General features: G+C 33.5%; 21 protein-coding genes and 1 tRNA gene. 11 read left to right on the top strand and 11 right to left on the bottom strand.

The window, feature by feature from the left end:
• Positions 1-1,917 (top strand): DUF3857 domain-containing protein, encoded by a 1,917-nt coding sequence (locus Q0787_RS03970; protein ID WP_298900939.1) that lies wholly within the window; start codon positions 1-3, stop codon positions 1,915-1,917.
• Positions 1,918-1,929: 12 nt separating this feature from the next.
• Entirely contained in the window at positions 1,930-3,900 is a 1,971-nt protein-coding gene (locus Q0787_RS03965) for a DUF3857 domain-containing protein (protein ID WP_298900938.1), read from the top strand.
• 89 nt (positions 3,901-3,989) lie between these two features.
• On the opposite strand, the gene Q0787_RS03960 is transcribed toward Q0787_RS03965, so the two are convergent.
• The 4 genes from Q0787_RS03960 to Q0787_RS03945 all read right to left on the bottom strand — a co-directional run bounded on the left by Q0787_RS03960 (position 3,990) and on the right by Q0787_RS03945 (position 8,558).
• Positions 3,990-4,658 (bottom strand): hypothetical protein, encoded by a 669-nt coding sequence (locus Q0787_RS03960; RefSeq protein ID WP_298900937.1) that lies wholly within the window; start codon positions 4,656-4,658, stop codon positions 3,990-3,992.
• Between the two features lie 399 nt (positions 4,659-5,057).
• Positions 5,058-5,131 (bottom strand) — tRNA-Asn (locus Q0787_RS03955).
• A gap of 87 nt (positions 5,132-5,218) precedes the next feature.
• Positions 5,219-6,544, bottom strand: a complete 1,326-nt coding sequence (rseP, locus tag Q0787_RS03950; protein ID WP_298900936.1) for an RIP metalloprotease RseP — start codon at positions 6,542-6,544, stop codon at positions 5,219-5,221.
• A 79-nt stretch (positions 6,545-6,623) separates the two neighbouring features.
• The gene (locus Q0787_RS03945; protein WP_298900935.1) at positions 6,624-8,558 is read right to left on the bottom strand and encodes a M1 family aminopeptidase; all 1,935 of its coding nucleotides are present in this window, start codon (positions 8,556-8,558) and stop codon (positions 6,624-6,626) included.
• Positions 8,559-8,673: 115 nt separating this feature from the next.
• On the opposite strand from Q0787_RS03945, the gene Q0787_RS03940 reads away from it, so the two are divergent.
• The 3 genes from Q0787_RS03940 (at position 8,674) to feoB (ending at position 11,740) form a co-directional block, all read left to right on the top strand.
• On the top strand, positions 8,674-9,342 hold the full coding sequence (locus Q0787_RS03940) for an SCO family protein (protein ID WP_298900933.1): 669 nt from the start codon (positions 8,674-8,676) through the stop codon (positions 9,340-9,342).
• Positions 9,343-9,414: 72 nt separating this feature from the next.
• Complete coding sequence (locus Q0787_RS03935) at positions 9,415-9,648, top strand: FeoA family protein (RefSeq protein ID WP_298900932.1); 234 nt, start codon at positions 9,415-9,417, stop codon at positions 9,646-9,648.
• Positions 9,641-11,740: a ferrous iron transport protein B gene (feoB, locus tag Q0787_RS03930; RefSeq protein ID WP_298900931.1), complete on the top strand. Its 2,100-nt coding sequence runs from the start codon at positions 9,641-9,643 to the stop codon at positions 11,738-11,740. The genes Q0787_RS03935 and feoB overlap by 8 nt, the downstream gene beginning before the upstream one ends.
• Before the next feature lie 201 nt (positions 11,741-11,941).
• On the opposite strand, the gene Q0787_RS03925 is transcribed toward feoB, so the two are convergent.
• Complete coding sequence (locus Q0787_RS03925; protein ID WP_298900930.1) at positions 11,942-12,370, bottom strand: hypothetical protein; 429 nt, start codon at positions 12,368-12,370, stop codon at positions 11,942-11,944.
• 116 nt (positions 12,371-12,486) lie between these two features.
• Between Q0787_RS03925 and Q0787_RS03920 the strand changes: the two genes are divergently transcribed.
• Genes Q0787_RS03920 through Q0787_RS03895 form a run of 6 tightly spaced genes read left to right on the top strand, consistent with a single transcriptional unit; the run spans position 12,487 to position 17,873 of the window.
• Positions 12,487-13,143, top strand: coding sequence for a metal-dependent transcriptional regulator (locus Q0787_RS03920; protein ID WP_298900929.1), 657 nt, complete (start codon positions 12,487-12,489; stop codon positions 13,141-13,143).
• Positions 13,133-13,939 carry a transporter gene (locus tag Q0787_RS03915; RefSeq protein WP_298900928.1) on the top strand — a complete coding sequence of 269 codons (807 nt, stop codon included), beginning with the start codon at positions 13,133-13,135 and terminating at the stop codon, positions 13,937-13,939. Before Q0787_RS03920 ends, Q0787_RS03915 begins: the two co-directional genes overlap by 11 nt.
• 5 nt (positions 13,940-13,944) lie before the next feature.
• Positions 13,945-14,856: a zinc ABC transporter substrate-binding protein gene (locus tag Q0787_RS03910; protein WP_298900927.1), complete on the top strand. Its 912-nt coding sequence runs from the start codon at positions 13,945-13,947 to the stop codon at positions 14,854-14,856.
• Positions 14,856-15,593, top strand: coding sequence for a metal ABC transporter ATP-binding protein (locus Q0787_RS03905; protein ID WP_298900925.1), 738 nt, complete (start codon positions 14,856-14,858; stop codon positions 15,591-15,593). Before Q0787_RS03910 ends, Q0787_RS03905 begins: the two co-directional genes overlap by 1 nt.
• Positions 15,593-16,720 carry a metal ABC transporter permease gene (locus Q0787_RS03900; RefSeq protein WP_298900924.1) on the top strand — a complete coding sequence of 376 codons (1,128 nt, stop codon included), beginning with the start codon at positions 15,593-15,595 and terminating at the stop codon, positions 16,718-16,720. Before Q0787_RS03905 ends, Q0787_RS03900 begins: the two co-directional genes overlap by 1 nt.
• Positions 16,713-17,873, top strand: coding sequence for a metal ABC transporter permease (locus tag Q0787_RS03895; RefSeq protein ID WP_298900923.1), 1,161 nt, complete (start codon positions 16,713-16,715; stop codon positions 17,871-17,873). Before Q0787_RS03900 ends, Q0787_RS03895 begins: the two co-directional genes overlap by 8 nt.
• A 307-nt stretch (positions 17,874-18,180) precedes the next feature.
• Here the strand turns inward: Q0787_RS03895 and Q0787_RS03890 are convergent, their stop codons facing one another.
• The 6 genes from Q0787_RS03890 to Q0787_RS03865 all read right to left on the bottom strand — a co-directional run bounded on the left by Q0787_RS03890 (position 18,181) and on the right by Q0787_RS03865 (position 23,037).
• A complete protein-coding gene (locus Q0787_RS03890) occupies positions 18,181-18,846 on the bottom strand; it encodes a response regulator transcription factor (RefSeq protein ID WP_298900922.1) in 666 nt (221 codons plus the stop codon).
• Between the two features lie 7 nt (positions 18,847-18,853).
• On the bottom strand, positions 18,854-19,669 hold the full coding sequence (locus tag Q0787_RS03885) for an ATP-binding protein (RefSeq protein ID WP_298900921.1): 816 nt from the start codon (positions 19,667-19,669) through the stop codon (positions 18,854-18,856).
• Positions 19,636-20,124, bottom strand: a complete 489-nt coding sequence (locus Q0787_RS03880) for a hypothetical protein (protein ID WP_298900920.1) — start codon at positions 20,122-20,124, stop codon at positions 19,636-19,638. Before Q0787_RS03880 ends, Q0787_RS03885 begins: the two co-directional genes overlap by 34 nt.
• Before the next feature lie 213 nt (positions 20,125-20,337).
• Positions 20,338-20,856, bottom strand: coding sequence for a hypothetical protein (locus Q0787_RS03875; RefSeq protein ID WP_298900919.1), 519 nt, complete (start codon positions 20,854-20,856; stop codon positions 20,338-20,340).
• A 228-nt stretch (positions 20,857-21,084) separates the two neighbouring features.
• Positions 21,085-22,542, bottom strand: coding sequence for a hypothetical protein (locus tag Q0787_RS03870; protein ID WP_298900918.1), 1,458 nt, complete (start codon positions 22,540-22,542; stop codon positions 21,085-21,087).
• Between the two features lie 48 nt (positions 22,543-22,590).
• On the bottom strand, positions 22,591-23,037 hold the full coding sequence (locus tag Q0787_RS03865; protein WP_298900917.1) for a hypothetical protein: 447 nt from the start codon (positions 23,035-23,037) through the stop codon (positions 22,591-22,593).
• Positions 23,038-23,052 lie beyond the last annotated feature (15 nt).

Here is a 23,052-nt window from a genome sequence, read left to right as displayed (position 1 = left end):
ATGAAATTACTAATATTATTAGTGTTTTCAGGCTATTGTTTTGGCCAACAATCTCAATCGGCTGAATACAAATTATTTAAAAATCAATATCCAAATTCACATTCAATTAGACTTAATCAAGAGATTCATTTTGATATTACTCTAGAGGATGGTGACATAAAAATTGTACAAGAAGTTTTAGAAGAAGATATGTATCTAGACGATGCAGCCATAATGAACTCTAAGAGATCGTTGAGTTTCTCTACCTTTTTTGAAATCAATACTATTGAGGCATCTACATATATTTTTGATAAAGGAAAATACCGTGAAGTTGAGGTTAAAGATTTTAAGGAGAAAGATGAGTTAGACCAATCCTTCTATGATGATACTAAAACAATTAATTTTATACTCCCAAATTTGAAAAAAGGTGCTAAGTCAAAGGTGTATTATCTTAAAACAATTAAAGACCCTCGGTTTTTAAATGCATTCTACTTTGGTGATTTTTATCCCATTAAGAATAACAAAGTGTCCATTACAGTAAGTAACAACATCAATTTAGAGTTTAAAGAATTTAATTTAGAAGGCGTCGATATCGTTTTTAATAAAGAAGTTAAGCGCAAAACTACTGAATATACTTGGAATCTTAAGAATAGCCCTGAATATAGCTATGAAGAGCATACACCTTCCTACAGAAAAATATTGCCACATATTGTGCCTGTTATATCTTCATATACGTCTAATGGTGAGGAAATTGAAAATTTAAACGATGTATTGGGGCTTTATAAATGGTACTATTCGTTAGTAGAAAATGTAAATAATAAAGAACCCTCTCAAGAACTTATAGATATTGTTGATACTTTAACTAGAGATAAAAAAACTGAATTGGAAAAGGTCAAATCAATTTTTTATTGGGTACAACAAAACATAAAATATGTCGCTTTTGAGTACGCCTTAGGGGGTTTTATTCCTCGAGAGGCTAATGATGTTTTTAATAAAAAATATGGAGACTGTAAAGACAATTCAAGTATCCTAGCAGAAATGCTTAAAATTGCCAATATTAAAGGGCATTTAACATGGATAGGAACAAGAGAAATTCCTTATAAATATAATGACCTTCCTACACCAGCTGTAGATAACCATATGATTTTAGCTTATCAAAATGAAGGAGAAACGTACTTCTTAGATGCTACTGGAAGATATATCCCATTTGGATTTCCTACTGCATTCATTCAAGGTAAAGAAGCTCTAGTTGAAAATGGAGAAGACGATTTTAAAATTATTAATGTACCCATTATAGAAGCGGAGTCTAATGCATTTATAGATACAACAAATATTTCGATTAAAAATGATAAGGTTATTGGCTCATCTAAATCATACCTTTCGGGCTATTTAAAAATCGATTTTTATCATGTTCTCGAAGAATTAAATTCTAGTGAGAAACTAAAGGAATTTTACAATCAAGAGTTTTTAAAAGGCAATAACTCATTTCTTATTCAAGATTTATCCGAAGAAAATAAGTTTCACTATGATAAGGATATGATTATTAATTATGATTTTGAAATAAGTGATTTGTCCAAAAGATATAAGGATGAAATTTATATCAATTTAAATTTAAACAAAGTTTTATCAAAACTTCGAATAGAAGAAGATAGAACATATGAATTAGAATATGATTATAAGTCTTTTTATAGTTACACCAATAAATTAAGTATCCCAGAGGGTTATGCTATAAGTCATATGCCAGAAGGAGGTAATATTTCTAATAAATACATGTCTTTTAGTATTAATTATGAATTAGAGAACAACGAGCTGATTTATTCACATTCAGTTAAACTTGATTTTTTAACACTAGACTTACAGCAGCAAAAAAAGGTTAGAGACTTCATTAAAAAAGCTGAAAAATTATATAAAGAGATCATTGTTTTAAAGAAAATTTAAAAAATCAATAAAATGACTAAAATTAAATTTAGTATCCTTTTTTTTCTATTAGCTTTCCAAAGTGTAGTGGCTCAAGACGAGCCTTTTTATAAGAGTTATAGTTGGGAAGAAGAGCCAACATATAACACAGAAGTTGAAACAAATTTTGGAACGAATATATTAAAGCATGCTATTGTTACAGAATTTTATTACGAAGGAGATAATCTCGTTGAATATTTTTTAGAGCACTTAGTTATAAAATTAGATTCCGATGATGCCATTGAAAGCCACAATAAGGTTTATATTCCTTTTTCGTCTTCAGCAGAAGTAGATATAAGTAAGGCAAGAGTTATTACTGCTAATAAAGAGATTAGAGTCTTAGACGATTCAAAGATTTTAACATCAGAAGACCAAGAAACAGGCCAGAGATATAAGTACTTTGCTTTTGAAGGTATAGAAAAAGGCTCCATAATAGATTATTATTATGTTGTTAAAAAACATCCTGCCTATAAAGGAAAACGATTAACATTTCAATCTACGTCACCTAAAAAAAATGTCTCATTTGATTTTTTTTCACCAAAGAACTTAGCGTTCGTTTTTAAAAGTTATAATGGCTTACCAGAAGCTAAAATAGATACGCTTTCCGACGCGAAATTTCATTGGAAAATGATTGCCGATAATATCGAGGCACTTGAAGAGGAGACGTTTTCAGCCTATAATGCCTCAAAAGGTTTTATAGTTTATAAGCTTAATAAAAATTTGGTGAATAATAATATAGGATTTGCATCTCATAGCACTACAACAAAAAATTTGTATGCTTTTTATTACCCAGAATATTCGAAAAAAGTTAATGAACTGATAAATAAATTTATCTCTAAAATTGATATTACCGATAAAGAGAATTTTGAAACAATCATTCGAGAGATTGAAAGCTATATTAAAACAACAGTCTATATATCTGATACATCAGACGATGCTTTAGAAAATTTAGAACAGATATTAACAAAAGACATAGCCAGTGAGTCTGGAGTAATAAAACTTTATATATCTATTTTTCGAACTTTAGGAATAAAGCACGAGCTAGTTTTTACATCAAATAGGCAGGATCTTAAATTTGATAAAGATTTTGAAGCTATTAACTTTTTAACAGATGTTTTATTCTATTTTCCAGACTTTAAAACGTATTTAAGTCCAGAAGAAATTGATACACGTTATGGATATCCGCCAGCTTATTTAACAGATAACTATGGTTTGTTTGTAAAAGAGGTTAATCTTAGTGGTTTTAAATCAGGTGTTGGTAAGGTGAGGTATATAGATGCAATTAAAGCTGAAAACACATTTGATAATATGATTATTAATGTTGAATTTGATAAAGATGACTTAACAGAAAACGTGATTGGCTTAAACCGTTCAATGAGTGGGTATTATGCTATGTATATTCAGCCATTTATACATTTAGCTAATAAAGAAGACAAAGAAGATCTCATTGATTCGTTTGCTAAAAACCTTGATGATAATGCTGAAATATTGGAGAAAAAAGTCGTAAATGACGACCCAAAATTGTTTGGTAAAAAACCTTTTGAAGTAAATATCTCATTCAAATCAGATGCCTTTACCGAAATCGCTGGAGAAAAGATATTTTTAAAAATAGGTGAATTAATTGGCCAGCAAACTCAGATGTATCAAGAAAAAAAGCGGATTTTACCAATAGAGAATGAATTTAATAGAGCTTATCTCAGAACAATTAATGTCCATATACCAGAAGGTTATAAAGTGGTTAATCTAGAGGATATAAATATTAGCAATTCTTATGCGCTAAATGGCCAGGACATAGTCTCATTTAAGTCATTTTATGAATTGGATAATAATATTCTTAAAATTAAAGCCGATGAACATTATAGAAAAAATATAATGGATGTATCGTTGTTTGAAGAGTTTAGGAAAGTGATAAATAGTGCTGCTGATTTTAACAAAATCATACTGGTTTTAGAGTCAATAAAATAATATATCTCAATGTCTCCCAAGCTGTCTACACTTGCGTCTAATAGACTAATAATACAAAAGCAATGATGTGAATCATGGCTTTTATTACTTTAAATAAACCCTTTCAGTCGTGCTTGTTCTAATAAAAAATAATCGGGTTTCTGTTCAACGCTAAAAAGCAGTTTTAAATTACGCTTTCTACTTTCTACTGCACTTTTTGATAAGAATACGAGCTTAGGTAGGTCTTTGGTTTTAATGCCTTTAGATAAGTGATATAAAATGAGTCTGTCCCGTTTATCTAATGCAATATCGCAGGTCATACGAGAACGTAAACATTTCAAAATGGTTTGGCTATAGAACGGAATACAGTTAATAACATCCTTAATGGCTCTAACCAATTCATTAAATGAAACATCTTTTTTAAGTAATACACACTCCGGATTTAAGGTCTTAATCATTTCGGTAATAATAAAGTTATCATGAACCGAAGTAAGCGTTAGTAAATGGGTTTTAGGAGAGTTACGTCTTACTGCATCTACCAAATCTTTTACATGGTGTGTGGTGTCATATGATCCATGAACAAAATTTATATTTAGAAACACAAGACCAAATGGTTTGGATGAGCTCATTTCAGCAAGAGCACATTCATAGCTTCTGTACGATTTTGATTTAAACTGTGTTCCAGATAGTTGTTTTGTAACAATTGTTAAGGCTTCCTCAATAGAAAATGATACAAGGGGCTCTTGCTCAACAATAAGGACATTGGTTGGTTTGTTCATGGTTAGCGGTTTACTTTTTTGATACAATAATGATACCCTTTAGTTATTTTATATAACGAATTTTTATAGAATTTATTCTATAGAGCTTAGTGTTCTTTATAATCTAGCGTTGTCTAAACCCTTATTTGAAAAGATTAAAAAAATAAATTAATGGTAACTGCTTTATTTATAGGTTGTAAGAAATTTCTTTTTGTTACTTAAAGATTGTTTTTTTAACATTTAAATACAGACATAAATGCGTAAACTAGACCTTTGATTGAGGGATATGTCGTTTCCATTTATTTAAAGAAAGGCAAAGCTGTGATGTAATGTCATGGCTTTCGGTTTTAAATTTAAGTAATCTATATGCTAAATTTAAGCCACAAAAAAAGTCCAACATTGCTGTTGAACTTTTGTTTGCTCCTCTTCTTGGGCTCGAACCAAGGACCCTCTGATTAACAGTCAGATGCTCTAACCAACTGAGCTAAAGAGGAGTGTTTATCGCTTTAGCGAGCGCAAATATATACTATTTTTTATATTTAAAAAAACAATTTTTTCAAAAAATTGCTTAATTTTTTTTTCTAAATCCAATCGTTGATATTCGCGAAAAGAACTAAGGTAATTAAAATGACGAATCCAACCAGTTGAGCACGTTCTAGAAACTTCTCGCTTGGCTTTCTACCAGAGATCATTTCAAACAATAAAAACATCACGTGTCCACCATCTAATGCAGGTATAGGTAATAAGTTAAGTACACCTAACATAATCGATAAAAATGCAGTTAACACCCAAAAGGCTTGCCAGCTCCAAACACTTGGAAAAATACTATAAATGGCCTTGAAACCACCAACACCCTTATAGGCACCTGTGCTTGGATTAAAAATGGCTTTTAATTGTGCACCATACTTTTGTAAAGTATCTACAAAATCATCTGCCCCAGCTCCAAAACTTTCACCAAATGTATAGGTTTGTATCGCAATATCATAATAGCCTAATTCGGCAAAACGATCATTATCATGCATTCGTCTAATACCAAATTTTCCATTTTTATTAACCGTTAAGTTTCTCGTAATGGTTTCATCACCTCGCAATAGCTCAATGGTTAAGGTTTGGTTTTTGTAACCTTTCATTAAATCTTCTAGTTGGTCAAAGTACTTTAGCGGCTTTCCATCAATAGAGGTAATGATATCCCCTTGTTTGATGTCAACGGTTTTGTTAGCAGACGTGTCTGCCACAATTCCTACCATAAAAGGAACGCGACGCTCAAACAAATCTCTACTTTTGGCAGATGAAAATTGTCCAAGAAAATCCTCAGGTAAATTGATAACTTGCTCTTGGCCGTTTCTATTTATAGTAATATTTTCTGCACCAATAATGTTAGAACGAACGTCATAATCATTAACTACTGCAAGGTCATTAACTTTAAGAATTTTATCTCCTGTTTTAAAACCAATATCTTGAAGTAATTGATTTTCTACCCAATACCCATCTTTTAAACTTTCAACCTTAGTGGTTTTATCTCCATAAACAAAGGCAATAAAGACATAAATGAAATAAGCCAAAATAAAGTTAACTGTGACACCACCTAACATAATAATAAGACGTTGCCAAGCTGGTTTCGATCTAAATTCCCAAGGTTGAGGTGGCTGGGCCATTTGCTCTTTATCCATGCTCTCGTCAATCATTCCGGCAATTTTCACATAACCACCTAGTGGCAACCATCCTATTCCATAGACAGTTTCACCAATCTTTTTCTTAAATAATGAGAACTTAATATCAAAAAAGAGATAGAATTTCTCTACCCTAGTTTTGAATAATTTTGCTGGTATAAAGTGACCTAATTCGTGTAATACGATTAGTAGTGAAAGACTCAATAAAAATTGAGATATTCTAATTACAAACTCCATGTATCGTTAATCATATAAAATTCTAGTCGACAAAAGTAGTGTTTTAGCGCCATTTAGAAAACTTTAATAGAACTTATACTTATTTTTTTAACACCGATTTAGTAATGATGCCTTCGTTAGTTTGAAATTGAATAAATAATAATCCAGAAGACCACGATGAGGTGTTAATTGATGCGTTCCATGGTAATTCACTAATTAACTGACCAAGTGTGTTGTATATTCTTATTTCTGAAACTTCTGTTGTTTGAGGTTTTTCGACATGTAAAATCGAGGTTGTAGGATTAGGATATACTATGAATTCATTACTAAAATCAAATTCATCTGTGCTTAAGAGAACATTGTTGTTTCTTGAAATTAAATCAGATTCTGGATCAAAAAGAACTGTTTGGACTGTAAAGTTTACGGCTTCCAGGAAGTTTTGTTGATTAGACGTATTGTCTAAAACAAGATCCATTTGTTCGCCAAGGGTACCAATTAAACGTAAAGGAACAGGAGCTTCAAAATAAGACACCGAAGCATCACTTTGAGTTTGTTCTAAAGTTATACTTACTTGATTCACAGCAGGTTGGTTCCAATTTACTGTATAGCTTGGGTAACCTTGATTGTAAAGCCAGTCGTTAAAAAATTCGGTTAAATCTTCTCCAGAAGTTGTTTCTACGATACTAATAAAATCTTCAGTTTTTGCATAATCATAAGCATGTGCTGAGGTGTTCAAATAATCTTGAAGTGCCTGAAAGAATGTGACATCACCAAGTTTTTTTCTAAGCATATGTAATACCATTGCACCTTTATTATAGGTTAATCGTCCGCTAAAAATTCTACTCACCGAAGTTGTATCAATGTCTGTGAGATAAACAGCGCCATTTGGTGCAGCCGTAATTGAGTTATTGCGTTGCTGCTTCCAAGTTGTAAAGGCATTATTGCCATCTAAATTTTCAATAACAAGTCCCGATAGATAGGTTGCAAACCCTTCATTGAGCCAAATGTCTTTCCAGCTGCCACAGGTGATTTTATTTCCAAACCATTGATGAGCGAGTTCGTGTGCTATTAAATTACGACTAAAATTCCCCATGAACGACACTGTTGTATGTTCCATACCGCCTCCCCAACCAAATTGGGCATGCCCATATTTTTCGTTAGCAAAAGGATATTCTTCAAATAAATTATTAAAAAGATTCATAATTGGTACAGTCACAGCAGTGTTAGCCTGTGCTGAAGCCAAATCTTCAGGGTAAACATAATTTACGATATCAAAAGGATTTCCGTTATTAGGAACAGTTTGCGTAAATACACTGTAATTTGTTGCAGCTATAGCAATGAGATAAGCTGGAATGGGATAGCGATGTTTAAAATGTGTTGTTTTTTCATTTCCGTTTAGAAGCTGACTTTGCTCTAGACCATTTGAAACCGCAATATATTCTTCGTTAGATGGGTTAAATCGAGGCGTAGTCATATAGACATCTATCGAATCTATTTTATCTATTAAGTCTTGTTTACATGGCCACCAGGCTTTGGCACCATAAGGCTCAGAGAGTGTCCAAATAATTGGATCTCCATTATGCTGGTTTTGCTCAAATGAATTAAGTCCAGAAAATTGAGGATTTCCAGAGTAACTCACTGTTAAAGAATCTAGAGTGCCTGTGCTTAAAGTTGAAGGAAGTGTGATAATAAGCTCATCACCAAGATGTGAAAAAGACAATAAGTTGCCACGTTGCAATACTTGGTTAACCGTCATGTTTGATGATAAATCAAATGTAATAGTAGTCATATTACTCTTAGCAGTGAAATACGATGTAATATCTCCTGAAATAAATGAGACACCAGGATCTATATCTAGTTCTAACCTGTGGTATTTTAAATCGTAGTTTCCAGTGTTCAAATTAGAACGTTGCATGATACGATTTAAGGCAGATTTCGCCTCTGCTTCACGAATAGTGTTTAAGGTCTCGTTGTAATCTTGCGAAAAGGACACTGCAGAAAACAGTCCCAAGAGAAGGAGTAGTTTTAACTTCATGGCGATAATCTTTTTTTTCTTTTTAACAATATAGCTTGTTAAAAGTAGTCATTTTGTTACGATTCTGTCGTATTTTTGCACTCAAATCTTACAATAAAGCCTTAAAAATCAAGAGATGTTAGCTTATATTAAGCGGTTTAAATTTTTTTTTATAGCCTTACTTATAGTTTCAGGGATTATTATTTCAATAATCTATTCGATTCTAAAGGTAGAAGCGCCATTGCCAATTTATCAACCCAATAGAGTAGATGCTTCTTTGGTAGATAGTACAATTCAACATAAAAAAAAGTACCATACCATTGCAGATTTTAAATTGGTCAATCAAAATGGAGATACGATTACTCAAAACACCTACAAAGACAAAATCTACGTAGCCGATTTTTTTTTTACGACTTGTAAAACCATTTGTCCTATCATGACTAACCAAATGAGTCGTGTTCAACGAGAAATTATTGACGATGACGAGGTATTGCTATTATCACATTCTGTTACGCCAGAAATTGATAGCGTGGCTCAATTAAAACGATATGCTATAGAAAAAGGTGTTATGGATAACAAATGGAATCTCGTTACTGGAGACCGAAAACAAATCTATGATTTAGCAAGAAAGTCATATCTGGTTGTTAAAGATGATGGCTTAGAACAGTATGGGATGGTACATACTGAAAACTTCGCTCTTATTGATAAAGACAGGCAAATTAGAGGCTTGTACAATGGGATAAGCCCAACATCTGTAGATTCCCTAATTCAAGATATCAAGCGTTTAAAAAAAGAATATCAATAGTTTTAGCCTAACAATTTTTTTACACTGAAATTTTCTTTTATTTTTGCTTACTTAAAATCAATCTAAATAAGCGTGCAGGTCACATTAGCAGATATAAAAAGAGGTCAACAGGGCATAATTGCTGATGTATCCTCAATTCATATTCCTCTTAAACTTCTTGAAATGGGATGCTTACCTGGTAATATGGTCGAACTCGTTCAGGTAGCACCGTTTGCAGATCCAATGTATCTCAACATTAATGGAACTCATTTGGCTATTAGAAAAGAAACTGCCATTCATATTTTAATCGATATTTCTAATGAGTAAACAAATTAATGTTGCGCTTATAGGGAATCCAAATACAGGTAAAACGTCGGTATTTAATGCACTTACAGGTCTAAATCAAAAAGTAGGAAACTATCCAGGTATTACTGTCGAGAAAAAAGAAGGTATTTGTAAGTTACCAAGAGGTGTTAAAGCGCATATTATAGATTTACCTGGAACCTATAGTTTGAACGCTTCATCATTAGATGAAAATGTTGTTATCGAATTATTATTGAATAAAAATGACAAGGATTTTCCAGATGTTGCTGTTGTGGTAAGTGATGTAGAAAACTTAAAGCGTAACTTACTGCTCTATACACAAATAAAGGATTTAGAGATTCCAACAATTTTGGCAATCAACATGTCTGATCGCATGGACTATAAGGGGATTCAGCTAGATATTCCTTATTTAGAGCAAGAGCTACAAACTAAAATAGCACTTATTAGTACCCGAAAGAATAAGGGTATAAATGAACTGAAAGAGCTTATTTCAAATTATAAAGAATTATCAATAACACCTTGTTTAAATGCTTCTGAAATTGACAAAGATTATTTTGATAAGCTACGTCAAGCATTTCCAAACCAACTTTTATATAAACTTTGGTTGGTTATAACTCAAGATGTTAACTTCGGAAAGGTTGATAGAAATCAAGTTGAGGCTATTGATAGTTTTAAAACTAAAAGTACGGCCGATCTCAAGCGATTACAGCAAAAGGAAACTATTAAACGCTATCAGTTTATAAATAATACCTTAAAAAAAGGACAGACAATCGATTTAAATTCTGCTAAGGATTTACGCATTAGACTCGATAGAATTTTAACGCATAAAGTTTGGGGTTACCTTATCTTTTTTGTGATCTTATTGACCATTTTTCAAGCTATTTATGACTGGGCTCAGGTGCCTATGGAGTTTATCGATGGCGCCTTTGCGTCATTAGGAGAATGGACAAAAAACGTATTACCTGAAGGCGCTTTTACTAATTTAATTGCCGAAGGAATTATTCCTGGACTAGGTGGTATTGTCATATTTATTCCGCAAATTGCGTTCTTGTTTCTATTTATAGCAATTCTTGAAGAGAGTGGCTATATGAGTCGTGTAGTATTCCTAATGGATCGGATTATGCGGCGTTTCGGACTTAGCGGAAAAAGTGTTGTGCCCTTAATATCAGGAACGGCATGTGCCATTCCAGCAATTATGGCAACTCGAAATATTGAAAGTTGGAAAGAACGTTTAATTACAATATTGGTGACACCATTTACGACGTGTTCGGCACGTTTGCCTGTGTATTTAATAATTATCGAATTGGTGATCCCTGAAGGACGTTTTCTAGGATTGGGATATCAGCCCTTAACACTTATGCTACTCTATCTTATTGGTTTTGGAACAGCTGTACTGTCGGCATGGGCTTTGAATAAAATTCTAAAAATAAAAAGTAAGACATTTTTCGTAGTTGAAATGCCTAATTATAAACTTCCGCTTTTAAAGAACGTGGCATTAACCGTTTTAGAAAAAACCAAATCGTTCGTTTTTGGAGCTGGTAAAATCATCTTAGCCATTTCAATTGTATTGTGGTTTTTAGCATCTTACGGTCCTGGTGATGATTTTAATAAGGCCGAAGAAATTGTTCATGCAGAGTATGCTGGGCAAGGCTTGTCTGATATAGAGATGCAACAAAAAGTGGCGTCCCATAAATTAGAACATTCTTTTATAGGAATTACAGGAAGGGCTATTGAGCCAACAATTAAGCCTCTAGGATACGATTGGAAAATAGGCATTGCTATTGTAAGTTCTTTTGCAGCTCGTGAAGTATTTGTTGGGACATTGGCCACAATTTATAGCGTAGAAAATGAAGATGTCGACACCATAACAAATAGAATGGCTAAAGATACCAATAGAACCACTGGAGGTAAATTATTTACACTGGCCTCAGGAATTTCACTCTTGCTTTTCTATGCTTTTGCTATGCAATGTATGAGTACTTTGGCTATCGTAAAACGCGAAACAAATTCTTGGAAATGGCCAATATTGCAGCTCACAATTATGACTGCTTTTGCCTATATAGTAGCCTTAATTGTTTATCAATTTTTAAAGTAATCTTAGAGTCCTATTTACGACAAACCAATTATGAACAATATTTTACAAAACATATTAGTTTTTTTAGCATTGGCATATGCTATTTGGTTTTTGCTACATAGGTTTGGTGTTTTGCCTAAGAAAAAGAAAATTAACTCTAAGCAGTGTGGTCAAGACGATTGTGGATGCCATTAATATGCTATCTTATCTAGTTGTTGCTTGTTATAGACGTTTAGGTTGAAATACCACTTCCAATTGATAATCCTGCTCTGGAATACCATTTGTGCCCTTAGGATAAGGTTTTAAGTTCATACCGTAAATTTTATAATCTTCAGTTTTAAAAGCAAGATTATTTTCTTCCATTACATATCCGCTGGCATGAATAACGACTTCTTTGTCTTCAATAAAATGTCCGTCTTTATAAAATGATAAAAGCACTTTTGCTTCACCAGCTCTAACACACATTACATCTTTTGGGCATCTAGAATCTGATACTAGTTTTTTAAATTTTACTTCATAGTTTTCAACATCTATTTTCTGCTGAAAGCCAACAAAGTAACTTATACTAAGAGAATCTTTAGAAAAGGGTGTTTGCGCATGACCACTGGTACACGCAAAACTTAATACGAAGAGAAAGACTAGTTTTTTCATATTACAATTTAACCAAATCATGTCTTTTTTCATATTAGATTTAACAAAACATTAAAATTTTAGTTACATTTGTAAAAAATTTAAGTATACTTAAAAAATAATTAAAGCAGTTTAAAATGTCTATAGCGATAGAGAACTTTGTAAAGGCTATTTATAAAAATGACAAGCATGATACCCAAGACACCAAGCCAGGTAATATTGCTAAGAAACTAGGAATTTCCAATGCCGCTGCAACAGACATGGCCAAAAAGTTGGCAGCTAAAGATTTATTGAATTACGAAAAATATCAAGCCCTAAAACTTACAGACAAGGGAACTAAAATGGCTCTTAATGTCGTAAGAAAGCATCGCTTATGGGAAGCCTTCTTGTTTAAAATGTTTGATATGTCCTTGCACGATATTCATCGTGAAGCCGAATTGTTAGAGCATCAAACTTCCGATTTGCTAGCTGAAAAAATTAGCGAATATCTTGGTCACCCAAAGTTTGATCCTCATGGCGATCCTATTCCAAATGCAGATGGCGAAATTACAACGGAGGATACATCTATATCGTTATCCGATGCCATTGAAGGAAAGACTTATACTATTGCAAGGCTAATGAGTGACGATAAGGAATTTTTTGACTTCTGCGCACAAAACCAGATAAAATACAGAAATACACTAACCGTTTCAAAACAATTTATTGCTAATAAAATGACACAAATCTCTATTGGTTCTAATACTATTGTTTTGAATGAAGACTTTACAAAAATTATATATGTTGATGAAAACTAAAAACACCTACTTACTAATTACAATGTTACTTTTTTCAATCGTCGTTTCGGCACAAAGTGACAATGGAAATACGACGTCCTCTGAGCCTTTAATTACAGATAGACCTGATGCTACTGAAGCATCCTCAACTGTTGGAAAAGGTGTTCTCCAAATTGAAACAGGAGGTCTTTATGAATCTTTTGAAGATAATTCAGTTCAATTCCAAAGCTATACGTACAACACGACCCTTGTACGTTATGGTATTCTTGATAATATAGAATTACGCTTAGGCTGGGATTTTGTAGAAGGCGTTACTAAAATTAACGGGAATAAATTAGATAATGTTACCAGTGGGCTTTCGCCATTACTATTAGGCGTTAAAATTGATATTTCAGAAGAAAAAAATGGAATGCCAGAAATAGCGCTAATTGGTCATGTATTTCCTATTTTCAGTGCTTCTCGAGATTATCGTCCAGAAACCACTGGAGTTGATTTTAGATTTTCACTATCACATACCTTAAGTGAAAAATCCAGTTTAGGATATAACATTGGAGCGGAATGGGGAAATGATTCTCCAGAGGCTGCTGCCATTTATACTTTGGCTTATGGATACAGTTTTACTGATAAATTTGGCTTTTATGCAGAGCTTTATGGCGACTTGCCAGAAGATAGTTCTGCAAATCATTATTGGGATGCAGGATTCACCTATTTGGTTTCAAATGACTTACAGTTAGATACCTATGTTGGAACAAGTATCACAGAAGGCCAAGACCTTTTAATAGGTTTAGGCGCAAGTTTCAGAATACCATCAAATTAAATACTATGAAAAAGAACATACTTATACTTTTAGTAATCGCAACTATTTTTAGTTGCAAAAATGACACCCAATCTAATGGGAAGTTAAACATTGTAACCACCACAACAATGATCACAGATTTGGTTAAAAATATAGGTGGAGATCATGTTAATGTGCAAGGATTAATGGGAAGCGGCGTTGACCCTCATTTATATAAAGCGAGTGAGGGAGACGTTACAAAGTTGGTAGACGCAAATATTATTTTTTATAACGGACTCCACCTTGAAGGAAAACTCGTTGAGGTTTTCGAAAAAATGGGAAGCAGTACTAAGACACCAATTGCATTAGGTGAAGAATTAGATAAAAGCACGTTAATTGGATCCGATTATTTTGCATCTAATTATGATCCGCATGTCTGGTTTGATATTAACTATTTTACTCAATTTGCTAATAAGGTTACCCAAGTACTTTCAGAAAAGGACCCTGAACATTCAGATAGTTATGAAGCTAATAAGGATGCTTATGTTGCAAAACTAAATGCGCTTCAAACAAAATTAGATGCGATTGTTGCATCACTGCCAAAGGATAAAAGAATATTAGTTACAGCTCATGATGCTTTTAATTACTTCGGAAAAGCGTTCGACTTTGAAGTTGTTGGTTTACAAGGGTTATCGACAGCAACAGAAGCTGGCGTTAAAGATGTCCAGAGACTTTCTGCATTTATTATTGAAAAAGATATCAAAGCTATTTTTGTAGAAAGCTCAGTTCCAAAGCGTACAATTGAGGCTTTACAAGCTGCAGTAAAATCTAAAGGTCATGAAGTCGCTATTGGTGGTACATTATATTCTGACGCTTTAGGAGATGCTGGAACCATTGAAGGCACTTACCTTGGAATGTTCGAGTATAACGTGAATACTATTGTTAATGCCTTAAAGTAATGAGTAACAAGATAGCAGTACAAGTAGATGATTTAACTGTAGCGTATAACTACAAACCTGTACTTTGGGATATCGATTTGGAAATCCCAGAAGGTGTTTTAATGGCTATTGTTGGTCCTAATGGTGCTGGAAAATCAACGCTTATTAAATCTATATTAGGCATTTTAAAGCCTATTGCTGGGAGTGTTTCTATCTACGGAAAATCATACAATAAACAACGATCATTAGTGGCTTATGTTCCTCAAAAAGGAAGTGTAGATTGGGATTTTCCAACAACAGCCTTAGATGTTGTGATGATGGGAACTTATGGCAGTTTGGGTTGGATAAAACGCCCTAGACAAAAACAGAAGAAAGCCGCTTTAGAGGCCTTAGAAAAAGTAGGAATGTTACCGTTTAAAAACCGACAAATAAGTCAGTTGTCTGGCGGACAACAACAGCGTATTTTTTTAGCAAGGGCCTTAGTACAAGATGCTTCTATCTATTTTATGGATGAACCTTTTCAAGGTGTTGATGCCACTACCGAAATTGCAATTATTAATATTTTAAAAGAGTTACGAAAAGCAGGAAAAACAGTGATTGTTGTGCATCACGATTTACAAACTGTACCTGAATATTTTGATTGGGTAACCTTTTTAAACGTGAAAAAGATAGCCACAGGTCCAGTTAAGGATATCTTCAATGATGATAACTTAACAAAGACTTATGGTATTAACTATAAAGTGAGTATACAGGAATAATGGATATTCGAGAGTATTTTTCGTTAGTATTTTCAGATTACACTTTACGAACCATAACACTTGGTACGGCAATTTTAGGTGCAGTTACAGGGATGCTTGGAAGTTTTGCTGTACTACGAAAACAAAGCCTTTTAGGTGATGCCATTTCGCATGCAGCACTGCCAGGAATAGCAATTTCGTTTCTCATTACAGGGACGAAAGATAGTAATACATTGTTATTAGGTGCTTTAGTTAGTGGTTTAATTGGAACCTTTTGGATACGTGGTATTATTACCAAAACACACCTCAAATCTGATACGGCATTGGGTCTCATTTTATCATTGTTTTTTGGCTTCGGAATGCTCTTACTTACCTTTATACAAAAGCAGCCAAATGCCAATCAGGCCGGATTAGATAAATACTTATTTGGTCAGGCAGCAACACTTGTAGAAAGTGATGTATGGATGATGGCTGGAGTTACAGGAATATGCTTATTCGTACTGCTCTTGTTTTGGAAAGAGTTTAAAATTTTACTTTTCGATAAAGACTACGCTAAGACACTTGGGTTTAATACAAAAACGATAGATATACTTATTACAAGTTTTATTGTGTTGGCTATCGTTTTAGGGCTCCAAACGGTTGGGGTTGTACTTATGAGTGCTATGCTTTTGGCGCCTGCTGCTGCTGCAAGACAATGGACAAACAGTTTGGCAACAATGGTGTTTTTGGCGGCATTGTTTGGTGCTTTTTCCGGCGTTTTTGGAACGGCAATTAGTGCGAGCCAAAATAATTTATCTACTGGACCCGTAATTGTATTAGTTGCTGCTGTTTTTGTGTTCGTCTCATTTATTTTTTCGCCGAGTAGAGGTCTTTTATTTAAACAGATACGATTTATTAAAAATCGCCGCGATTTACAACTGCATAAAACACTAGCTTTTATGTATAACATTGCTGAAACACACGATGATATATCACACCCTCATGAAATTAAAATCTTAAATAACTTTCAAGGATTTACTAAAGGGACACTTAAAAAATTAGTGGAAAAAAACTATGTGACACTAGAGGGATCAACGTGGAGCTTAACTAATGAAGGCTTTAAATCGGCATCAAATTTATATAACCAATTAACAAAAAACGATGAGTAGCGCGCAAATAGAAATACAACTTATTGCCAGTTTAGTTGCTATTGCATGTGCCATACCTGGTACGTTTTTAGTGCTTCGGAAAATGGCTATGATTAGTGATGCGATTAGTCATTCTATACTTCCAGGAATTGTGGTTGGATTTTTTATTACCCAAGACTTAAATTCACCTCTTCTTATTCTTTTGGCTGCTTTAACTGGTGTTATTACTGTTGTTTTGGTAGAATATATTCAGAAAACAGGATTGGTAAAAGAAGATACAGCCATTGGGTTAGTTTTCCCTGTTTTGTTTAGCATTGGTGTATTGATGATCGCTAAAAAAGCAAATGATGTTCACCTCGATATTGATGCGGTTTTAGTAGGAGAATTGGCATTAGCACCATTTGATCGTTTAATCATTTCTGGTGTTGACGTTGGTCCTAAGTCGCTATGGATTATTGGCGGAATTTTACTATTTACTATTGGATTGTTAGTTGCCTTTTTTAAAGAATTGAAGTTAAGTACGTTCGACAAAGGTTTGGCAGCGTCGTTAGGTTTTTCTCCAGCAATTATTCATTATGGATTAATGTCTGTATCGTCTATAACAACAGTGGGAGCTTTTGACGCTGTTGGTGCAATTTTAGTTGTTGCACTTATGATAGCTCCTGCCGCTACAGCTTATTTGTTAACTACAGATCTCAAGAAAATGTTAGGACTTTCGATTGTATTTGGGGTGTTTAGTGCTATTTCGGGTTACTGGTTTGCCCATTGGTTAGATGCATCTATTGCAGGATCAATTACTACAATGCTTGGTGTTTTGTTTTTACTGGTTTATTTGTTTGCGCCTAATAAAGGCGTTATTGCTGTGCTTTATAGGGAGAAACAACAGCGCACAGAGGTTTCTTTACTAACATTTCTTTTACACCTTAAAAATCATGATGAGGAACGTGAACGACATGTTAATCATTTAAATGAACATATCAATTGGCAAAAAGTGCGTTCGAAAACCGTGCTCGAGTTGGCATTGAAAAATAATATGATCGTTATTAATAATAACATTGTATCATTAACCTCTAAAGGTGATGAATTCACAACTCAGGCCATAGACTATATCATCACCAACGAAGATGCTCAAATAGAAGATATGAAAGACGATTTCTTCTTGTTTAGAGGTTAGCTAATGCCCTTGTCATTCTAAGTATATTTACTGTTTATAGTGTAACAATTATCACCATTTTTTGTCTAATACGTTATGAAAGGTTATGTATTTATCGTTATCATGGCAATGGTTGTGTTTGTATTAATTAGGATTCATATTCTTTTTATGAAATCAAACTTTTATGCAACAAATATTAAAGCTAGATCATATAGTTATGAGCTACGTTTTTATGTTTTTGTAATCTTTCCGATTATTCTTTTTTCTATTTTAGGGTCTGGAATTGTGCTTAGTAAATTGTTTTATGAGTAGCCATACTGTTTACAAATTAATATTGTAACGGGATTTTCACCACTTCATGTTGTAAAGCAAACACAACGAGACCAGCCACATTTCTGCAATTTAGTTTTAGTAAAAGGTTATTGCGATGTCCATCAACAGTTCTCGGACTTATAAAAAGTTTTTCTGCAATTTCAGGAGCAGTATATTGCTCACAAATTAATTGCAATACTTCTTTTTCTCTTGAGGTTAATTCTATGGAAAACTTAGCTTTAGGCTTTTTCTTGGAAATTATATTCTCTCGAATTATAGATAAAACCTCACTATTGTAATAAAACCCATTTTCATAAACGGCCTTAATGGTTTCAACAACCTCTTGAGGTTGAGAGTTTTTAGGTAAATAAGATACAGCCGATAACTCAATCATGTTTATGATGAAAGCTCTACTAAAATGCGTGGAGAGGACAATAGTTTTTATCGATGGATATTTTTTTTGGAGTAACTTAGCGGCTTCGATACCATTCATTTCAGGCATTTTTAGATCCAGCAATAAAACATCAGGCAATGTTGTACAAGCCGAAAGCTGTTGTAATAAATCGTTCCCATTTTCCGCTTCTAAATCCACTTTCAGTTTAGAATAACTGTTTAAAATAAGAATCATACCTTTTCGAAATAAGGCTTCGTCATCGGCAATTGCAATAGAAATTGTTTTCATGGTCATTTTAAGTTTTATCTAAGTCGGTAGGAGGGATCTCAATGATTACATTAGTTCCGGTTTCCGAGGAAGAATTATATGTAGAACTGGCATTGATGATGCGCAGTCTGCTTTCAATATTTTTCATTCCAAGTCCTTTTTTCTCTTTAATTTTTGTGATATCAAAACCGCTACCATTGTCTTGATAATCTAATTTTACAAATGTGTTTTTGGGCCATAGTTTTATGTTAATTTCGGTTGCCTGTCCGTGTTTAATAGAATTATTAATTAATTCTTGCAATACTCTAAAAAGGTTTAACTCGACTAACTTATTGTCTATACTATTAACCTCTTCCATAGATTTAAAATTAATACGAATTTGGCCTAGTAAATTAATACTATGTTGTAATTCCCTAATCGCTTCTACTAATCCAAATTCTTCTAGTGTTGGTGGTAACAATTCATGTGAAATAAAGCGAATTGAATTTATGGTAGTGTTGATTACAGCTTCTACTTCTGTAGTAATTAAGTCAATTTCGGCATGCTCTTTTCCGTAGGCTTTTAGGCGACAGATATTTAAAAAAATCACATTGAGTTTCGATCCAATTTCATCATGAAGGTCTCTTGCTATTCTTTGTCTTTCAGCTTCTTGTGTTAATATTGTTGCATGAAGTAATTCTTCTTGATGTTTAAGACTTAAATCTTGCACGCGCACTTGTTCTTTTAAAATTTTCTTTTGTGAATAGTTAAAGAAAATAACAAAGGCCAGTGCAAAGGCTAACATTATTAATATGCCAGTCACCATTAAAGTCATATAACCTTCTTCTTGTAAAACGCCTTCCATAGTCCTAATAAAATGAGTAATTGAAAAACAAAGTTTAGTATGGCATTAAAAGCCCAAAAAACAACATAACCATCTACATTCACAAGAGAGAATTCACCATACATGAAAATAAATAAACTTCCTGAATAGTAAATTAGAATGGCCGAATTAATAATGCGTAACCCTTTAGACTCTCCTGAGGTAAATGAATGATTTTCAACCAGATTGTAAAAATACAACACAGCATAGGTTATAATGCTCAATTGAACACATGTTTTTGCATAACTATTGAATCCAAAAATATTCTGCAAAGACAAAGAATTCAAAACAATAAGCAAACTTCCACAAATTAGAACATACCGAAGTACAGTTTTAATTGATGCAGGCTTATTAATCAAACTCATAAAAAAGTAAGAGAATAACATAAATTCTCCTAAGGTGTATAGATGTAATAAAGGGAGATTGTTCCATTTCATTTGTATACATACATAAGCCAAAATTTCGATAAGGAGATTCCAAATCAGGAAATAAAATAGGCGTAAAAATGGCGTATTTAGTTTTTTCCTATTAATTAAACAGAAAGCTACATTAATACTCAAGCATACTAGTGCTAGTTTCACAGTATAGGCATATATAGTATGTAATGTAGCGTAAGAATCCATTGTTATTGAGTCATCTATTTAAGGTGTTTATTTTATAGGATAATCTATTCCTGTTATTTTTGGACAAGCAGCAGGGCAAGGTTGTGTAAAATTATAATAATGGTTTTTAACCTGTGGTGATTCTGAGTTAGGTGGCACAACAACAAAAATCATATCTGTCACAGGAGTAATATTGCCATCCTCATCCTTAACCTCTTTAATGGCATTCATCACATATAAGCTCGAACCAGGATTATCTTTTACTGCGCAAGCAACATCAAACAATTCTTGGATCTTTGTTATCTCAACACCTAAAATTAAATGTTCAGATTCAGAAGCAGGTAGGCTCTTCACAAGGTCATCATAAAAGGTATTATATCGATTTAATTCTGCAATCGCTACTGGAGCAATTTTCTTAAAAGGAGTGCCTTCAAAACCACAAAGTTCGGTTCTTTCAGAAGTGGTTGTTTCGGCTAAATTTTGAACTGTTTGCTTATCATTTTTACATCCTAAGCAGAGGAATAGTAGGATGTAAATTGCAATACTAAGTTTAATTGTTGTTTTCATAATTATTGATTTTAGAGTTTGTTAATTATTTGAATTCAAGATACTTATTAATGAAGGAGCATTTCACTTTATGGGAACAAATCAGGTTGAATTACCTGCTTATTTTAGTAGAAAAACCTGCATTGTATACAAAAAAAGCTCTGCATTTATGCAAAGCCTTTTATTGGTTAAAAGTTATAGTGCCAATTACTGTAGTTATTCATTGTTGTTAGATTTAAGTTGTGTTTTCTAATTCAATGTTTTCTTAAACCCATCATGCATCCAATCTAAAGTGTTTATAAGAGCACCAATTCCGTTTGCTGATGGATCATAATCTTTTGGAGCATTGGCTATTTTGTATTGTACTGGTGCACTTTCCGTTGCATTTTTAACCACCACCACATTGGCTTTCAATATTACTCCATTATCCAAAGTAACACTTTGGTAATTTATGGTAACTGTGACGTTCTCATTTTCAAAAGAATCTTCTACATCTTTGGTCTCATCTATTTCAAGTTTTTTACCAATTTTAAGTAAAGTGTTTTGTATTGAAAAATTAATAGCAGCCCAAACACCTAAGAAACAAACACCTCCTAATACAGGGAATGCTACGGCTAGATATGCTGCAATGGAAAATATTGAAATTACGATTGGACTGTCTGTGTTTAATGTAACAGATGAGCTTGTTTCGTCGTTTTCCAATTCGAAGGTCTGACTACCGTCTTCGTTATTAATGAGATTAATTAATGCTGAATACCCAAACGAAACGTTATTCGCATTGCTCATATTGAGATTCGTTTTCAAAGCATTGTCTGCGATATAAGTCTCACTAGACCCAGTATAACAGCTAAAAGGGGTGTCTTTAGAGGCTTTGATTATTAAAGTAGCAGGATCTGTATTAGTACCCTGAGTTGCTGTAGCGCTATTTATGTATTTGCCAAAATCATCATTATCTTTGATGTTACTTGCTATAAATTGGTACAATGTATAATCATCAAATGCAATGGCACAGTTTGAAGGCGCTGTTATGGAAAGCAATGTAGACGCTTCAAAAGCACTATGTTGATCTCCTGTAGGCGCTGGAACATCATTTACCATAACGAGCATTAAAACAGAAGGTGTGATTGTGGTACTAGACCAGTTTAGCGTAATAAATTTTATGTAGGTCGGCGCAAAGTATTGGTTTAAATTGTTTGCGGTTGCTTCGCCTAACTGATTGGGAGAACTTGCTACATAAGAATCAATACTACTCTGAAACCAACTGGTTAGCATATCTGCTTGAGAACTTGTACCAGTGGTTAGTGTTACTACAGGCGCAGATAAAGCATCGGCATTGAGACTTAAACAATTGGACCATGAGGCACCATCTGTGTTTGTGTTTGTTTCGGTTGCACCCGAACAAGGAGAAATAAAAAGATTATCCAAATATACTTTTAACGATACGCTGCCTTTAAACATGCTTTGGATACCATTTGTTGTAGTGTTTCCTGATATTGGAGCGTTTATTAAGAGCACATCCTGTTCTGTGGTATCTACCTGTATATTTGTTAATGCTGTACTGAAATTCAGGTCTATAGTACTGCCATCATATTCTTGACCTGAAATGGACTGTGGAATAATATTAGAGAATATAACGTTTCTGAGTTGGTTGTATAATGTTGGATTCATGTTCATAACCCAACTCCAATTTTGTGTTGTTGTTGACATAATTTTTGAATTTTAAAGATTATTAATAGATGATTTTTATTTTAAGAATTAAGACCCTGTTGCTGGTTCGCCACTTATTGTGATTGTAAAGTGATTTGTGGTTCCGTGATCATCTCGAGTTTTTGTAGCGATAAGATAACCGGCTTGTGATGAGGTGGCTTTAATATAAACACCTGTCTCTCCTGCATGCCAACTGCCAGCATCTGGTTCATGAAAGTGAGCATAGCCTAATGGTTTTCCAAGATTATCATAGAAGGATAATCCAAATTTACTGTCTTTAAAAAAACAGCTTCCGCTGGCTTCACTTGTCGCGTGGCAGTACACGTTCATCCCAGGTTCTATAGGTTCACTTGGAACATCCTCGTTGTGTATACATTCTTTGTAATGTGTATCTAAGGCGACTGTTATAAAAGGGTTACTTCCATGTTTTACAATATTTTGCACGTCGTTTATGCTTTTTTTTACATTAAGCTCTACTTCAATAGTTTTAGACATAATTTCTAGTATTTA

The organism is uncultured Psychroserpens sp., from assembly GCF_947492715.1.
GTDB lineage: Bacteria > Bacteroidota > Bacteroidia > Flavobacteriales > Flavobacteriaceae > Psychroserpens.
The sequence above is the reverse complement of the archived record's forward strand: the minus strand, read 5'-3'. Positions and strand labels throughout refer to the sequence as shown.

Excerpts from the sequence above, each read along its gene's own strand:
- Q0787_RS03965 (WP_298900938.1), top strand. The coding sequence starts at position 1,930 with ATGACTAAAATTAAATTTAGTATCCTTTTTTTTCTATTAGCTTTCCAA.
- Q0787_RS03920 (WP_298900929.1), top strand. The coding sequence starts at position 12,487 with ATGTCTATAGCGATAGAGAACTTTGTAAAGGCTATTTATAAAAATGAC.
- Q0787_RS03880 (WP_298900920.1), bottom strand. The coding sequence starts at position 20,124 with ATGAAATGGAACAATCTCCCTTTATTACATCTATACACCTTAGGAGAA.
- rseP (WP_298900936.1), bottom strand. The coding sequence starts at position 6,544 with ATGGAGTTTGTAATTAGAATATCTCAATTTTTATTGAGTCTTTCACTA.
- Q0787_RS03910 (WP_298900927.1), top strand. The coding sequence starts at position 13,945 with ATGAAAAAGAACATACTTATACTTTTAGTAATCGCAACTATTTTTAGT.
- Q0787_RS03970 (WP_298900939.1), top strand. The coding sequence starts at position 1 with ATGAAATTACTAATATTATTAGTGTTTTCAGGCTATTGTTTTGGCCAA.
- Q0787_RS03905 (WP_298900925.1), top strand. The coding sequence starts at position 14,856 with ATGAGTAACAAGATAGCAGTACAAGTAGATGATTTAACTGTAGCGTAT.
- Q0787_RS03915 (WP_298900928.1), top strand. The coding sequence starts at position 13,133 with ATGAAAACTAAAAACACCTACTTACTAATTACAATGTTACTTTTTTCA.
- Q0787_RS03940 (WP_298900933.1), top strand. The coding sequence starts at position 8,674 with ATGTTAGCTTATATTAAGCGGTTTAAATTTTTTTTTATAGCCTTACTT.
- Q0787_RS03870 (WP_298900918.1), bottom strand. The coding sequence starts at position 22,542 with ATGTCAACAACAACACAAAATTGGAGTTGGGTTATGAACATGAATCCA.
- Q0787_RS03885 (WP_298900921.1), bottom strand. The coding sequence starts at position 19,669 with ATGGAAGGCGTTTTACAAGAAGAAGGTTATATGACTTTAATGGTGACT.
- Q0787_RS03890 (WP_298900922.1), bottom strand. The coding sequence starts at position 18,846 with ATGAAAACAATTTCTATTGCAATTGCCGATGACGAAGCCTTATTTCGA.
- Q0787_RS03875 (WP_298900919.1), bottom strand. The coding sequence starts at position 20,856 with ATGAAAACAACAATTAAACTTAGTATTGCAATTTACATCCTACTATTC.
- Q0787_RS03900 (WP_298900924.1), top strand. The coding sequence starts at position 15,593 with ATGGATATTCGAGAGTATTTTTCGTTAGTATTTTCAGATTACACTTTA.
- Q0787_RS03960 (WP_298900937.1), bottom strand. The coding sequence starts at position 4,658 with ATGAACAAACCAACCAATGTCCTTATTGTTGAGCAAGAGCCCCTTGTA.
- Q0787_RS03945 (WP_298900935.1), bottom strand. The coding sequence starts at position 8,558 with ATGAAGTTAAAACTACTCCTTCTCTTGGGACTGTTTTCTGCAGTGTCC.
- Q0787_RS03865 (WP_298900917.1), bottom strand. The coding sequence starts at position 23,037 with ATGTCTAAAACTATTGAAGTAGAGCTTAATGTAAAAAAAAGCATAAAC.
- Q0787_RS03895 (WP_298900923.1), top strand. The coding sequence starts at position 16,713 with ATGAGTAGCGCGCAAATAGAAATACAACTTATTGCCAGTTTAGTTGCT.
- feoB (WP_298900931.1), top strand. The coding sequence starts at position 9,641 with ATGAGTAAACAAATTAATGTTGCGCTTATAGGGAATCCAAATACAGGT.
- Q0787_RS03925 (WP_298900930.1), bottom strand. The coding sequence starts at position 12,370 with ATGAAAAAACTAGTCTTTCTCTTCGTATTAAGTTTTGCGTGTACCAGT.